The organism is Actinomadura barringtoniae, from assembly GCF_017573505.1.
Lineage (GTDB): Bacteria > Actinomycetota > Actinomycetes > Streptosporangiales > Streptosporangiaceae > Spirillospora > Spirillospora barringtoniae.
On the sequence record NZ_JAGEOJ010000001.1, the window covers coordinates 413,132 to 426,358 of the forward strand.

Annotated in this window: 13 protein-coding genes; 8 read left to right on the top strand and 5 right to left on the bottom strand. The window is 72.0% G+C overall.

Going from position 1 to position 13,227, the window contains the following annotated elements:
- Window positions 1-119 precede the first annotated feature (119 nt).
- The 4 genes from J4573_RS01795 (at window position 120) to J4573_RS01810 (ending at window position 3,097) form a co-directional block, all read left to right on the top strand.
- Entirely contained in the window at window positions 120-1,790 is a 1,671-nt protein-coding gene (locus J4573_RS01795) for an acetolactate synthase large subunit (protein ID WP_208253404.1), read from the top strand.
- A gap of 201 nt (window positions 1,791-1,991) precedes the next feature.
- Window positions 1,992-2,204: a hypothetical protein gene (locus tag J4573_RS01800; protein ID WP_208253405.1), complete on the top strand. Its 213-nt coding sequence runs from the start codon at window positions 1,992-1,994 to the stop codon at window positions 2,202-2,204.
- 43 nt (window positions 2,205-2,247) lie between these two features.
- Window positions 2,248-2,460, top strand: a complete 213-nt coding sequence (locus J4573_RS01805; protein ID WP_208253406.1) for a hypothetical protein — start codon at window positions 2,248-2,250, stop codon at window positions 2,458-2,460.
- Window positions 2,461-2,518: 58 nt separating this feature from the next.
- A complete protein-coding gene (locus tag J4573_RS01810; protein ID WP_208253407.1) occupies window positions 2,519-3,097 on the top strand; it encodes a TIGR03086 family metal-binding protein in 579 nt (192 codons plus the stop codon).
- An 18-nt stretch (window positions 3,098-3,115) separates the two neighbouring features.
- Here the strand turns inward: J4573_RS01810 and J4573_RS01815 are convergent, their stop codons facing one another.
- Complete coding sequence (locus J4573_RS01815; protein ID WP_208253408.1) at window positions 3,116-3,916, bottom strand: class I SAM-dependent methyltransferase; 801 nt, start codon at window positions 3,914-3,916, stop codon at window positions 3,116-3,118.
- A 41-nt stretch (window positions 3,917-3,957) separates the two neighbouring features.
- On the bottom strand, window positions 3,958-5,160 hold the full coding sequence (locus tag J4573_RS01820) for an FAD-dependent monooxygenase (protein ID WP_208253409.1): 1,203 nt from the start codon (window positions 5,158-5,160) through the stop codon (window positions 3,958-3,960).
- Between the two features lie 105 nt (window positions 5,161-5,265).
- Between J4573_RS01820 and J4573_RS55890 the strand changes: the two genes are divergently transcribed.
- Window positions 5,266-6,030, top strand: a complete 765-nt coding sequence (locus tag J4573_RS55890; protein ID WP_208253410.1) for a TetR family transcriptional regulator — start codon at window positions 5,266-5,268, stop codon at window positions 6,028-6,030.
- A 106-nt stretch (window positions 6,031-6,136) separates the two neighbouring features.
- A complete protein-coding gene (locus tag J4573_RS01830; protein ID WP_208253411.1) occupies window positions 6,137-7,141 on the top strand; it encodes a serine hydrolase in 1,005 nt (334 codons plus the stop codon).
- A 6-nt stretch (window positions 7,142-7,147) separates the two neighbouring features.
- Here the strand turns inward: J4573_RS01830 and J4573_RS01835 are convergent, their stop codons facing one another.
- Entirely contained in the window at window positions 7,148-7,378 is a 231-nt protein-coding gene (locus J4573_RS01835; protein ID WP_208253412.1) for a hypothetical protein, read from the bottom strand.
- Window positions 7,379-7,630: 252 nt separating this feature from the next.
- On the opposite strand from J4573_RS01835, the gene J4573_RS01840 reads away from it, so the two are divergent.
- Window positions 7,631-8,221, top strand: coding sequence for a TetR/AcrR family transcriptional regulator (locus tag J4573_RS01840; RefSeq protein WP_208253413.1), 591 nt, complete (start codon window positions 7,631-7,633; stop codon window positions 8,219-8,221).
- Here J4573_RS01840 and J4573_RS01845 read toward each other — a convergent pair.
- On the bottom strand, window positions 8,174-9,592 hold the full coding sequence (locus J4573_RS01845) for an MFS transporter (protein ID WP_208253414.1): 1,419 nt from the start codon (window positions 9,590-9,592) through the stop codon (window positions 8,174-8,176). The genes J4573_RS01840 and J4573_RS01845 overlap by 48 nt on opposite strands.
- A 47-nt stretch (window positions 9,593-9,639) precedes the next feature.
- On the opposite strand from J4573_RS01845, the gene pdxR reads away from it, so the two are divergent.
- On the top strand, window positions 9,640-11,052 hold the full coding sequence (pdxR, locus tag J4573_RS01850; RefSeq protein ID WP_208253415.1) for a MocR-like pyridoxine biosynthesis transcription factor PdxR: 1,413 nt from the start codon (window positions 9,640-9,642) through the stop codon (window positions 11,050-11,052).
- 17 nt (window positions 11,053-11,069) lie between these two features.
- Here the strand turns inward: pdxR and J4573_RS01855 are convergent, their stop codons facing one another.
- On the bottom strand, window positions 11,070-13,103 hold the full coding sequence (locus tag J4573_RS01855; protein ID WP_243772295.1) for an FtsX-like permease family protein: 2,034 nt from the start codon (window positions 13,101-13,103) through the stop codon (window positions 11,070-11,072).
- Window positions 13,104-13,227 lie beyond the last annotated feature (124 nt).

Below are 13,227 nucleotides of genomic sequence, written 5' to 3' on the forward strand. Positions count from 1 at the left end.
CTCCGGGGTGCCGCGGGCCACACGGTTGGATGGAATGCGCCAGGTCGCCCGGACGCTGAAGCGGATGCCCGACCCGGCACCCCAGATGGTCTACAACGCGTAAGGAAGAAGGACACACGATGTCCACCCAGGCCGACGCCGCCCGGCTGCTGGTCCGCACCCTCGAGGCCGAAGGCGTCGAGTACGTCTTCGGTATCCCGGGCGAGGAGAACATCCACTTCGTCGACGCCCTCAACGATTCCTCGATCCGCTACATCCTCGTCCGCCACGAGCAGGGCGCGGCCTTCATGGCCGAGATCTACGGCCGCCTGACCGGCAAGGCCGGGGTCGCCTCCGCCACGCTCGGCCCGGGCGCCATCAACCTTCAGCTCGGCGTCGCCGACGCCACCACCAACTCCACGCCCGTCGTCGCGATCTCCGCCCAGGTCGGGCTGGACCGCATCTACAAGGAGTCCCACCAGATCGTCGACCTGGTGTCGCTCTTCCGGCCGATCACCAAGTGGTCCGAGCTGGCGCCGACCGCCGAGGCCCTGCCCGAGATGGTCCGCAAGGCGTTCAAGACCGCGCAGACCGAGCGGCCGGGCGCCGTCTACCTGGCGATCCCCGAGGACGTCGAGTCCGCGAAGGTCGACGCGGCGCTGAAGCCGCTGAAGGTGAACGTCGTCCGCCCGCAGGAGCCCTCCCCCGCGCAGATCGCCCGCGCCGCCGACGTGATCGCGCTCGCCCGGCAGCCGATCATCCTGGCCGGCCACGGCGCCACCCGGGCGCACGCGGGCCACGCGCTGGTGCACTTCTCCGAGCAGCTCGGCCTGCCGGTCGCCACCACGTTCAACGGCAAGGGCGTCTTTCCCGACGACCACCGCAACGCGCTCGGCGCGGTCGGCTTCATGCGCCACGACTACGTCAACTTCGGCTTCGACGAGGCGGACGTGCTGATCGCGGTCGGGTACGAGCTCCAGGAGTTCGACCCGGTCAAGATCAACCCCCACTCGGACAAGAAGATCATCCACATTCACCAGTTCCCGGCCGAGGTGGACGACCACTACCCGGTCGAGGTCGGCATCCAGGGCGACATCTCCCGCACCCTGCACACCCTCGCCGACTCGGTGCACCGCCGCTTCCCTGAGCCTCTCTCAACCACGGGCGGCACCGGCCGCAAGATCCGCGAGCTGATGGCCGAGGAACTGCGCCAGGGCAAGGCCGACGACGCCTTCCCGCTGTCGCCGCGCCGCATCGTCGCCGACGTCCGCGAGGCCATGGGCCGCGAGGACATCGTGCTCGCCGACACCGGCGCGGTGAAGATGTGGATGGCCCGCATGTACCCGACGTACGAGCCGAACACGCTGCTGGTCTCCAACGGCCTGTCCTCGATGGGCTTCTCGGTGCCCGGCGCGCTCGCCGCCAAGCTCGCCCACCCCGAACGCAGGGTGCTGGCCGCGACCGGCGACGGCGCGTTCCTGATGAACTCCCAGGAGCTCGAGACCGCCGTCCGCGAGAACATCCCGATCACGGTGCTGATCTGGGAGGACGACGCGTACGGCCTGATCGAGTGGAAGATGGACCTGGAGATGGGCCGCAACTCCCACATCAAGTTCACCAACCCCGACTTCGTGAAGTACGCGGAGAGCTTCGGGGCCAAGGGCTACCGCGTCACCTCCGCGGGCGAGCTGCTGCCGACGCTGCGCAAGGCGCTGGACGACGACGGCGTCTCGGTCGTCACCGTCCCGGTCGACTACTCGCACAACCTGCAGCTGACCAGCAAGCTCGGCGAGCTCACCGGCCCGTTCTGACCGAACGGCGCCCATCGGCGCGTCCCACCGGCGCGTCCCACCGGCGCGCTCCACCGGCGCGTCCGATCGGCGACCATCGGCGGCCCGCTCGGCCTCCCTTCGCGGGGAGCGCCGGGCGGGTCGTCCCGATTTTTTGATCATGACGGCATAGGTTCGCGTCCGCGGGCGGTCGTAGAGGGTGACCGCGCATTCGGAGGCGATGTGAGCGACGAGCACCCTCGTTCGAGGTTCGGCCGGTTTCTGGAGTGGCTGACTCCCGAGGCCAGGGACGACGACTGGCTGGATCCCGGCGACGACGAGCCGGACGGGCCGGACGGGCCCACCAGCCCGACCGGCCTGGCCGAGCGGGTGGCGGCGCTGGAGGCCGAGATCCACGGCCTGAAGGAGGGTTCGCTCCCGGCCGTCCCGGAGTAACGTGGCGACGAGGATCATGTCCGGCGACCGGAGGACCCCTCCCATGCAGAACGACGATCGTTGCGTCGAGACCGGCGGTCTCGAGTCGCTTCTCCGGGTGAAGGTCACCAAGGGCTCGCGCGAGCCGAGGACCACGCTCGGGGACCTGCTCGGCCTGATCAGCGGCATCCGTACCGGCCACCACGGCCGCCTGGACGTCGGTGACCCGCCCGGGTCCGCGTGCCGCGGCTGGGGAACGGCGCCCGGCAAGCGATGACTTTCGCGGGGGACGCGAGTCTTCTTCTGTGCAAGGAGTGAATGGACAGAGGAGCCGCATGAACCCCGATCTCGGGTCCGCCACCCGCACGCTGGCCGAGCTGGTCGCCGCGGTGACCGACGAGCAGCTGGCGCTCAGCACGCCGTGCCCCGCCTACACGGTCGCCGACCTGCTGGACCATGTCGACGGCGTCACGCTGGCGTTCCGCATGGCGGCGGAGAAGACCTTCGCGCCCGGCTCGCCGCCGCCGGAGGTCGACGCCTCGCGGCTCGGCGACGACTGGCGGACGCGCATCCCCGAACGGCTGGCGGCGCTCGCGGAGGCCTGGCGCAAGCCCGACGCCTGGGAGGGCATGACCGAGGCGGGCAACGTCACGCTGCCGGGCGCGGTCGGCGGCCGGGTCGCGCTGAACGAGGTCGTCGTGCACGGCTGGGACATCGCCCGCGCGATCGGCGCGGACTACCGCGTCGACGACGCGACGGCCGAGGCCTGCCTGGCGTTCATCGTGCCCGCGACCGCCGACTCCGACCCGGGGCCCGACGGCGCCTTCGGCCCTCCGGTCGAGGTCGCGGCGGACGCGCCCGTGCTCGACCGCCTCGTCGGCGCGAACGGCCGCGACCCCGACTGGCAGCGCTGACCGCCGGGCCGTTCGGCGTCATGCGCGGCAGATGATCTCGCCGTGCGTGACGCTGTACCAGCCGTCCTCGGCGGCGGCCCACTGCTTCCAGCCGTCGTAGATGCGCTGCAGGTCCTCGCGCGTGGCGTGGCCCCCGGCGACCGCGTGGTCGGCGACCGAGGAGTTCAGGAGGCGGCCGCCCCATGACTCGCTCCACCACTCGCGTTCCTCGGGCGTGGAGTAGCACCAGGTGGACGAGCTGGCGGCGACGTCGGTGAAGCCCGCGCGCATCGCCCATGCCTTCAGCATCCGGCCGCCGTTGGGCTCGCCGCCGTTGCCGCGCGCGACCGCGTAGTAGACCGGCAACCAGTCGTCCATGCCGGGCGGGCTCGGGTACCAGATCATGGCGCCGAAGTCGGCGTCGCGGGCCGCGACGATCCCGCCCGGCTTGCACACGCGCCGCATCTCCTCCAGCGCGTGTACGGGGTCACCGACGTGCTGCAGCACCTGGTGGGCGTGCACGACGTCGAAGGTGTCGTCGGCGAAGCTCAGCGCGTGGACGTCCTCCGCGGCGAACGAGACGTTCCGCAGCCCGCGCGCCTCGATCTCGGCCCGCGCCTTGGCCAGGACCTCCTCGGAGGAGTCGGCCGCGGTCACGGCGGCGACGCGTTCGGCGATCCCGGCGGTGATCGTGCCCGGGCCGCAGCCGATGTCCAGGACGGTGTCCTCCGGCCGCAGGTGCTCGATGAGGTAGGCCGCCGAGTTCTCGACCGTGCGCCAGCTGTGCGCGCTCAGCACGGTCGTGTGGAAGCCGTGCGTGTACGTCGCCTGCGTGGACATCGACATCACCTCTCAAGCCGTCGGTTCCGATGTCCTCGACACTAGACCCTCTTCTCATCATCTGAGAACTGTGTCTTGCTATTTGAGACGTAGGTGGGCAGCGGCGTCACCTTCCTGGGCGCCATGATCCGTTCCATCCCCGCCAGCGGAAGGCGCGCGACCAGGTTGCGGACGCGCATGCCGAGACGGGTCCGCGGCACCATCAGCCGGACGTTGGGCCCGATCTGCTGCTTGCGCGTGACGAGCTCCCGCTGACCCTCCTCGTACCGGCGGAACGCGGCCTCGTGGTCACCGCCCGCCATGGCGAGCTCGATCGCGAGCCGGTAGGCGCCGGTCAGCGCCAGCTCGGCGCCGGCGCCGGACGCCGGTGAGGCGCAGTAGGCCGCGTCACCCACCAGCACCACACGGCCGGACGACCACGACTCCATCCGGACCTGGCTGAGCGAGTCGAAGTACATGGCGGGGTCGGCCAGGGCGCTGGCGAGCAGCCCTTGCGTGTGCCAGGACGAGACGTCCGCGAACTGCTCGCGCAGCATCGCCCGCTGCTGCTCCAGGTCCCGGTGGTCGTAGTCCACCTCCGGGCTGCGGTAGATGAAGTAGGCCTTGGCCTGCGCGTGGTTACCCGAGCGGTAGACGCCGGCCATCTTGCCGGGCAGGTTGTGAACGGTCATCTGCCGGTCCACGCCCAGGCTCGCGTCGGCGTTGGCGAACGCGAAGTAGTGGTCGCGGTGCTGGAGGAAACGCGACTCCGGCCCGAACGCCAGCCGCCGCACGTTGGAGTGGAGCCCGTCGGCCCCGACGACCAGCTCGAACCGCCGCTCCAGACCGCTCTCGAACGTGACCGTGACGCCCTCGGCATCCTGGTCCAGGGCCTGGATGGAGTCGCCGAAGAGGTACTCGACGTCGGTCGCCGCGTGTAGCAGCCCGACGAGGTCGCCGCGCATGATCTCGACCTCGCCGGTCGCGTTCTTGGCCTTGATCGCGTCGATGTCGATCCGGGCCTGGTCGCGCCCGGCGCCGTTCACGAACGTCATCGCGCCGACGTCGGCGGCGCGGGCCCGCACGTCGGCCATGAGCCCCATCCGCTCCACGACCTCGATCGCCTGGTCCCGCACGTCCACGCCCTGGCCGCCCTCACGCAGCCCCGGCGCCCGCTCGACCACGGTCGGCGTGAACCCGTGCCGCGCCAGCCAGTGCGCCAGCGTCAGTCCCGCGATGCTCGCTCCAGAGATCAGAACCCTCATGTCGTCCTCCTCGGCCGTTGTGCCGTCTCATTTCTGACCATCGGTCAGTGAATGAGACTCTAAACGGCAGACCGCCGGTCAGTCAATGGCGATATAATTTGAGACGTGAAGGACGACACCCGCACGCGCATCCTCGAGGTCGCACTCGACCTCTTCGCCTCCCGCGGCTTCCACGCGACCTCCCTACGGGAGATCGCCGAGCGGCTCGGCCTCACCAAGACCGCGGTGCTCTACCACTTCCCGAGCAAGCAGGACATCGTGTCGGCGCTGGCAGAACCGCTGCTGCGCGACATGAAGGCTGCGCTCGACGCCGCCACCCGGCTGGACGATCCCATCGAACGGCGCTGGGCGGTCATCGAGGGCCTGCTGGAGGTCTGGCTGACGCATCGCGGCCTGCTCCGCATGCAGACCCAGGACCTCGCGCTCGCCGCCGACGGCCCCGTCTTCGAGAGCTTCCGCGACACAGCCGTCCAGGCCGAACACCTCATCGCCGGTCCGGACCCCGACCTGGCTGCACGCGTGCGCGCCGTGCAGGCGTTCGCCGTGCTGAGCGACCCCGTCGTGATGCTCGCCGACGAGTCCGCCGAGGCGCTCCGGCCCGTCGTCCTTGAGGGCGTTCAGCGGCTGCTCGCCGAGACTCCCCCGCCCCGTTCGGCCCCTCGCCCGCAGCCCGAGCCACCTGCGAAGACACCCCTCCCGCCACCGGCGAAGCCCGGCCGCGGGCGCGGGCGCCCGGCGGCGATGAACGACGAGATGATCGAGCGGGCGCGGCGGATGCACGCCTCGGGCGAGCACGGCGCCGAGGAGATCGCGAGGGCCCTGGGCGTCTCACGGGCGACCGTCTACCGCCATCTCGGCCAGCCCAATTGAGAGACTAATTTTGAGACAGTTCTGAGGCGGTTCTGAGACGGGAGGTCATCCAACTCTCAGGATCGGCTCAGCCGCGTTCCAGGTTGGCGGTCGACGCTCTGGGCGCATGAGAATCAGGCATGCCGTCCTTCGTTCGCGCCCCGTGCGCTCGCGCATCGTGCGTGCGGGCGTCGTGCGTGCGGGCGTCGTGCGTGCGGGCGTCGTGCGTGCGGGCGTCGTGCGTGTCTGCGGCGCGCTGCTCGCGGCGGTGGCGATGGTGGGCCTGACCGCCGACTCCGCCGACAGCCCCGAACCCGGCGCGGCGTACTACCTGTACTGGCTGGCCGCGGCGCCGACGCAGACGCAGCCCACCCCGAAGGAGACCGCCACGCCCTCCCCCACGTGGTCGTCGGCGGATCGCAAGCGGCTCAGCAAGCAGGTGGCCGCCTACCTCGCCGAACGCGGCCGCGACGGCGACCTCGCGGTGGCCGTACGGGATGTGAAGAGCGGCGCCGCGTTCTCCTACGGCGGCGGCCTGCGGCCCGCGACCGCGAGCATCGTGAAGGTCGACATCCTGATGGCGCTGCTGCTGCGTCACGGCCTCAGCACCACCGAGAGGTCGCTGGCCGAGAACATGATCCGGCACAGCGACAACGCGTCGACGACCGCGCTCTGGAACGCGCTCGGCGGCGGTGACGCGCTCGCCAAGGCCAATCGCCGCTTCGGCCTGAAGAGCACCGTCCCCGGCCCCGGCGGCGCGTGGGGATCGACCACGACGAGCGCCGCCGACCAGGTCAGGCTGCTGAACGCGCTGACCTCGTCGAAGAGCCCGCTGTCGGCGGCCAGGCGCCGCTACGTGCTGGGCCTCATGGGCTCGGTCGCGACCGACCAGGCCTGGGGCGTGAGCGCCGGCGCCGCGGACGGCGACGACGTGGCGCTCAAGAACGGCTGGCTGCCCCGTACCGTCGACGGCGGTGCATGGACGATCAACAGCATCGGCCGGATCAGCGGAGACGACCACGACTACCTGATCGCGGTCGTCTCCCGCGGTCATCCCTCGATGGCCGCGGGGGTGGCGACGGTCGAGCACGTCGCCACCCTCGTGACCCACGCGCTCGGGCGCGCGGCCTGATCGCCGTCAGGCGGCCAGGGCGACGCGACGCGGCGCGACCAGCGGGCGGGGAGCCGGGACGGGCTCCACCGCGGCGAGCTTGCGGGCGAGCGGAGCCACCCGGGTGTCGGTCTCGTGGATCTCGGTATAGGCGTTCAGCGCGAGGTGGGCAGGCGAGTAGGTGAGCCAGGGCTCGATCAGGGTCCGCTCGGCGGGCCCCGCGAGCCAAGGTCCGGAAAGGTGGAACGTCGCTATCATGCCGCTGCCCCTTCCTGCTGCACCGGCTGTCGCCGGGCGGTGATACCAGGTGGTACGGATCGAACAGCTCTCTGGTTCGACGATTGATTCCCGTTGCACAAGTGACGCTACCCACCACGTCTGACACTTCTGATCTGCGAATACGGGCCGGATGCGGACGGCTCCAGCGCGTTTACGCGGCGGGCTCGCGGGCTAGGAGCAGTTCGGCGGCGAGGCCTGCGCGGATACCACGCGGTACGCGACACTGGACGCATGGTCGCCGAAAGCAAGGCTCCCCTCGGGCGTCCGCGCGATCCGCGGGTGGACGCGGCGGCCCTGCGCGCCACCCGAGAGCTGTTGTGCGAGCTCGGATACGCCGACACCACCATCGACCGGATCGCTCGCCGCGCCCGCGTGAGCCGTACGGCGATCTACCGGCGCTGGCCGTCCAAGGCGCTGATCGTTCACGAGGCGGTGTTCCCGCCCGCGGACAACCGGCTGCACGTGGCCGCATGCGGCAACCTGGAAACCGATCTCCGCGAGCTGGTGACGGGCGCCGTCGCGCTTTTCGGACGCCCCGAAGTCGTGGCCGCGCTGCCCGGTCTGATGGCGGACGCGGCGGCCGACGAACGGCTGCGCCAGGCGTTCCGCGCGGGCCTGGAGGCCTCCGCCGGAAACGAGCTGGCCCGGCTCCTCGACGAGGCGAGGAGCCGGGGTGAGGTGCGTTCGGGTGTGACCGCGGGAACCCTCATGCACCTGGTCGCGGGGACCCTGCTGGTCCGCGCGGTGGCCTGGGGCACGGACGAGCTGGACCCGCTAGCCGACGAGCTCAGCGATCTCCTGCTCCACGCCTGCCGCGGCTGACCCGCTCTCCGTGGCCGACCCGCTCTCCGTGGCCGACCCGCCCTCCGTGGCCGACCCGCCCTCCGTGGTCGCAACGCCCTCCGCAGCCGACGCCGACCGAGCCTCGAGGATCACTGCCAGCCGCGTTCGGTAGGCGAGGGCCACCAGGAGCGAGGCGGCGCCGAACCCGGCCGCGATCAGGAACCCGGCGGTCGAGCCCTGCAGGTCGATCAGGTGCCCGGCCAGCGGGGCGCCGATCGCGGTACCGAGGCCGGACGCGGAGGTCAGCCAGGTCATGCCCTCGGCCTTGCTCGCCGCGGGCACGATCTCCTCGACGATCGCGTAGGCGCAGACCAGGGTGGGCGCGATGCCGAGGCCCGCTCCGAACAGCGCCAGCATCAGCCACCACTGGTTCGGCGCGAACGCCAGCGGGGCCACACCCGCGATCATCGCCGTCAGGCTGACCATGAACTGGGTGTGCAGGGAGGCGCGGTGCTTGCGCGCTCCGAACCAGAGGGCCGACACCCCGCTGCCGACGCCCCACACCGACAGCATCGGCCCGGCCATCGCGGTGCCGCCGTGCTGGCGGGCGAACGCGAGGGTGGCGATGTCGATGACGACGAACATGGCGCCGTTGCAGGCGAAGACGACCAGGAACATCCACAGGCCCGGGGTGCGCAGCACGCCGCGGCGCCCGCGCCCGTGCTCGCGGGGGTGCGCGGGCGGCTCGGTGCCGCGCTGCGCGGTGAAGAACACGACGCCGACGACGCTCAGCGCGGCGGAGGCGAGCACGCCCGCCGCCGGGAGTACCTGGGTGGCCAGCACGGTGGCGAGCACCGGTCCTGAGATGAAGATCAGCTCGTCCGCGATCGACTCCAGCGAGAACGCGGTCCGCAGCAGCGGCGAGCCCTTCAGCCGGTGGCTCCAGCGGGCCCGGACCATCGAGCCGATCGACGGCATGCTCGCCCGGGTCAGCCCGCCGGTGATGAACAGCGTCCACAGCGGCAGGTGCGCCGTCGCGCACAGCACCAGCGCCATGGTGAACAGCCCGTGCAGCGCGACCTGCGGCCGCAGCACCCGGCGCTGCCCGTACCGGTCGGTGAGGCCGGAGATCCGGGGCGCCAGCAGCGCGTAGGCGAGCGCACCGCCCGCCGACACCGCACCCGCCGACCCGTAGCTGCCGGTGGTCGCCGACACCAGCAGGACGATGCCGAGGGCGGCCATCCCGATCGGCATCCGGCCGATCAGCCCGGGGATCATGAAGCCGAGCGCGCCGGGCGTGCGCAGCGTCGCCCTGTAGCCGGTGGGCTGCGCGGCCTGAACGTTCTGAACGGGCCGAGCAGGCTCGACGGCCGTCGTCGCGGGCGTTTCTTCCGTCATCAGTGCGGTCATAGCACTGAACGTAGATTCGCGAGCAGCCCACGCTAAGCTCCAATTTCATGCCGATTGAGTGGGCCGGTTTGAGTCCGCAGCTCCTGCTGCCCCTGGATCGCTCCCTCCCGGAGCCGCTGCGCACGCAGCTGGAGGAGGGCCTGCGCCAGGCGATCAGGGGCGGCCGCCTGCAACCCGGCGAACGCCTGCCGTCCTCCCGCGAGCTGGCCGCCGAGCTCGGCGTCTCGCGCGGCCTCGTTCAGGAGTGCTACGGCCAGCTGGTCGCCGAGGGATACCTGCACGCACGCGGCGGATCGGCCACCCGCGTCGCCTCCGTCGGAACGAGCACCGAGGTTCCTGCGCCGCCACCTCCCCCGCAGCAAGCACCGCGCTTGATCGCCGACTTCGCGCACGGCGTGCCCGACCTGGCGAGCTTCCCTCGTACGGACTGGCTGTGGGCGCAGCGCGAGGTGATCCGCCACGTTCCGAACGCCGACCTGGACTACGGCGACCCGCGCGGCAGCCTGAAGCTGCGCGAGGTCCTCACCGGCTATCTGCGGCGGGTGCGAGGCTCGGCGACCGACCCGCACCGCATCGTCGTCTGCGCGGGCTTCGCCCAGGGCCTCAACATCGTTCTGCACGTGCTCGCCGAGTCGGGTGTGCGCGTGGTCGCGTTCGAGGACCCGGGTACGCCGCGCGGCAGCAGGACCGCGGCCCGCAGAGTCGGCGCCGAGGCGGTCCCCGTTCCGGTGGACGAGCAGGGCATCGACGTCGCCGCACTCGCCGCGACCGGCGCCCGCGCGGTGATCGTGACCCCGGCCCACCAGTGGCCGACCGGCGTCGTTCTCACCCCGGAACGCCGCCACGAGCTGGTCGCCTGGGCGCAGGAACGGCACGCGTTCATCATCGAGGACGACTACGACGCCGAGTTCCGCTACGACCGCGAGCCGGTCGGGTCGCTGCAGGGCCTGGCCCCCGACCGCGTCTTCTCCATCGGCACGGCCAGCAAGTCGCTCGTTCCCGCGTTGCGCCTGGCCTGGATCGTCTGCCCGCCCTCGGCGGCCGAGGCGGTCGCGGGCGAGAAGGGCTTCCGCGACCGGGGCTCGCCCACCCTCGACCAGCTCGCCGTCGCGACGCTCATGGAGTCCGGACGCTACGACCGGCACCTGCGCCGCACACGGATCACCTACGCCGAACGATGCCGCGCGCTCGGGGAGGCCATGACCGAGCACGCGCCGGACGTCGCGCTCACCGGCCTCGCCGCCGGATTCCACGCCGTCGCCCACCTCCCGGACGGCGTGGACGAGACCGAGGTCATCGCCGCCGCCCGGGAACGTTCGGTGGGCCTGTACGGCATGAGCGCCAACCGTGCGGACGGGTCGACGACCCCGCCGCGGCTCGTGCTCGGCTTCGGCAATCTGCCCGAACGTGCGATCCGTACGGGCATCGAGACCATCGCCGACCTGCTCCGCACTCCCTAGCCAACCCCTGGCCACCCCTAGTCGGGGCGCGGCGCCGGGTCCGCCGTCACCGACCGCAGCAGTGGCCGGCTGAGCGCGCTCGCCCCGAGGATCCCGGCGAAGCCGAGCACCACGAACGCGACCAGCGTCAGCGCGCCCGAGAATCCGAAGCCGGCAGCGAACGGCGAGGCGAAGAACAGCCCGGTCAGCACCGACCCGCCACCCATCACCGCGAGCGGGATCAGCGTCTCCTGCCGCCGCGCCTTGTCGAGCACGGGCAGCGGCGTGCCCGCGAGCCGCAGCATCGCGTACGTCTGCCGCCGGTCCAGCACCGCCGACGCCCCGGTGATCCCGGCGCTGGTGATCGCGATGAGGAACGAGACCGTCAGCACGGTGAACGCGCCGGTGCGCAGGTCCCCCAGCAGGTAGGTCTCGCCGGTCTGGTCCGCCTCGGTGATCGCCGGCTGCCCGGGGACGACCCCGGTGAGCGCGGTCCGGGCGCGGTCCACGTTCTGCTGCCCGCCCGACACGGTCGCGGCGACGGTCGAGTGCCGCGCGCCCTCCTTCGGCCTGTCCCGCGGCCCATCCTGCGGCCCGGCTTGCGGCCCGTCTTGCGGCCCGTCCGGCTCGACCTTCTTGACCGTGACGTCGGCGGGCAGCCCGGCCAGCCGTTCCTTGGCCTTGGCGGCGACCTCGGCCGACTGCGACGCCGGAACGGTCAGCTCCAGGCGGTCCTTGGACTCGCCGTTGAGCGTCGACATCGACGGGTTCATCAGGCACAGGAAGCCCGCGACGAATCCGGTGAGCGCGACGCCCGCGACCGTTCGCCAGGCCGCGCGCGGATCGTCCACCAGCCGCCGCCCGGCCAGCAGGCGTGCGGGCCCGCGCGCCGTGGCGACCGTGATCCGGCCGATCAGCGCGACCACCCACGGACCGACCAGGTTGATCGCCAGGAACGCCATCCCCAGGAAGATCACGAGGATGACCGCGCCGGTCCGGCCCAGTTGCGTCAGGCCGCCGCTCACTCCGGCGAACGCGATCACGGTGACGGCGAGCGCGACGAGCCGGACGGCCCTCATCCCCGGCGGCGTCTCCCGCCGCGCGACGCCGAGCGGGCTGACGACCACCCGGCGCAGGCCCATCACCGCGCTGACTCCGACGAGCACAGGCACCGCGAGCAGCACGGCGAGCACCCACACGCCGGGCCACAGATCACCGGCGAACCACGTTCCGCCGCCGATCGTGATCTGCGTGAGCAACGGGATCGCCGCCGCGTACAGCACCACGCCGACCACGGCGCCGACCGCCGCCGTCAGCACCGCCTCCGCCACGGTGATCGCGACCACCTGGCCGGGCGTCGCGCCGACCAGCCGCAGCGCCGCCAGCCGCTGGTCCCGCCGCGCCACGGTCAGCCGGGCGGCGGCACCGCCGAAGACCAGCAGCGGCACGACCATCAGCACCGACGCGATGATCGCGAGGATCTGGTAGATCTGCGGAACGGTCGACACCGCCCCGGTCGCGTACCCGTCGATCGCCTTCGGCGACGCGACCGTCTCGACCCCGAGGTCGCTCGACCGCCCGGCCTTCATGACCGGGTCGGACGGCGCGTGCCCCGCGACCGCCACCAGCTCGCCCGAATGCACCAGCGCGCCGTCGCCGAGCACGCCCGTCACCGCCGGGAACCGCTTGGCCAGCTGGTCCCCCGGCAGCTTCTTGATCAGATCCGCGAGCGCCGGCGAGACCCACAGGTCGCCGGGCTTCGGGAAGCTCTTCATGCCGGGCGGAACGGGTGCGTCCCCGTTCAGCGCGGCAAGGTCCACGACGGCGATCGGCTTGCCCCGCACCGAATCGGTCGACAGTGCCTCGATCGCGCCGGCCGTCCCCTTCGCCGTGGCGGGATGCCGCCAGGCGTCGGCGTCGGCCCGTTGCGAGAACGCGTGGTTGGCGCCGACCGCGAACAGCAGCAGCCCGGTCGAGACCGCGACCGCCGCCAGCGTCAGCAAGGAGCCGAGCATGCCCCGGCGGCCCCCGCCGCGCAGGAGCCGCCAGGCGAGGTCAAGGGCGTGTCTCAAAGCCGGCGCCCGTAGCGAGCGGCGTCCAGGTGCGTGCATCGCGAGGGCGGAGGAGGGAGTCGGCCCGGGTTTGGCCGTCGACCGACGACAACCTCGCGAGGTGCGTGCCTGGGCGTCGCGCAGT

Coding starts and splice junctions, on each gene's coding strand:
- J4573_RS01795 (WP_208253404.1), top strand. CDS start 120: ATGTCCACCCAGGCCGACGCCGCCCGGCTGCTGGTCCGCACCCTCGAG.
- J4573_RS01805 (WP_208253406.1), top strand. CDS start 2,248: ATGCAGAACGACGATCGTTGCGTCGAGACCGGCGGTCTCGAGTCGCTT.
- J4573_RS01810 (WP_208253407.1), top strand. CDS start 2,519: ATGAACCCCGATCTCGGGTCCGCCACCCGCACGCTGGCCGAGCTGGTC.
- J4573_RS01815 (WP_208253408.1), bottom strand. CDS start 3,916: ATGTCCACGCAGGCGACGTACACGCACGGCTTCCACACGACCGTGCTG.
- J4573_RS01820 (WP_208253409.1), bottom strand. CDS start 5,160: ATGAGGGTTCTGATCTCTGGAGCGAGCATCGCGGGACTGACGCTGGCG.
- J4573_RS01830 (WP_208253411.1), top strand. CDS start 6,137: ATGAGAATCAGGCATGCCGTCCTTCGTTCGCGCCCCGTGCGCTCGCGC.
- J4573_RS01835 (WP_208253412.1), bottom strand. CDS start 7,378: ATGATAGCGACGTTCCACCTTTCCGGACCTTGGCTCGCGGGGCCCGCC.
- J4573_RS01840 (WP_208253413.1), top strand. CDS start 7,631: ATGGTCGCCGAAAGCAAGGCTCCCCTCGGGCGTCCGCGCGATCCGCGG.
- J4573_RS01845 (WP_208253414.1), bottom strand. CDS start 9,592: ATGACCGCACTGATGACGGAAGAAACGCCCGCGACGACGGCCGTCGAG.
- pdxR (WP_208253415.1), top strand. CDS start 9,640: ATGCCGATTGAGTGGGCCGGTTTGAGTCCGCAGCTCCTGCTGCCCCTG.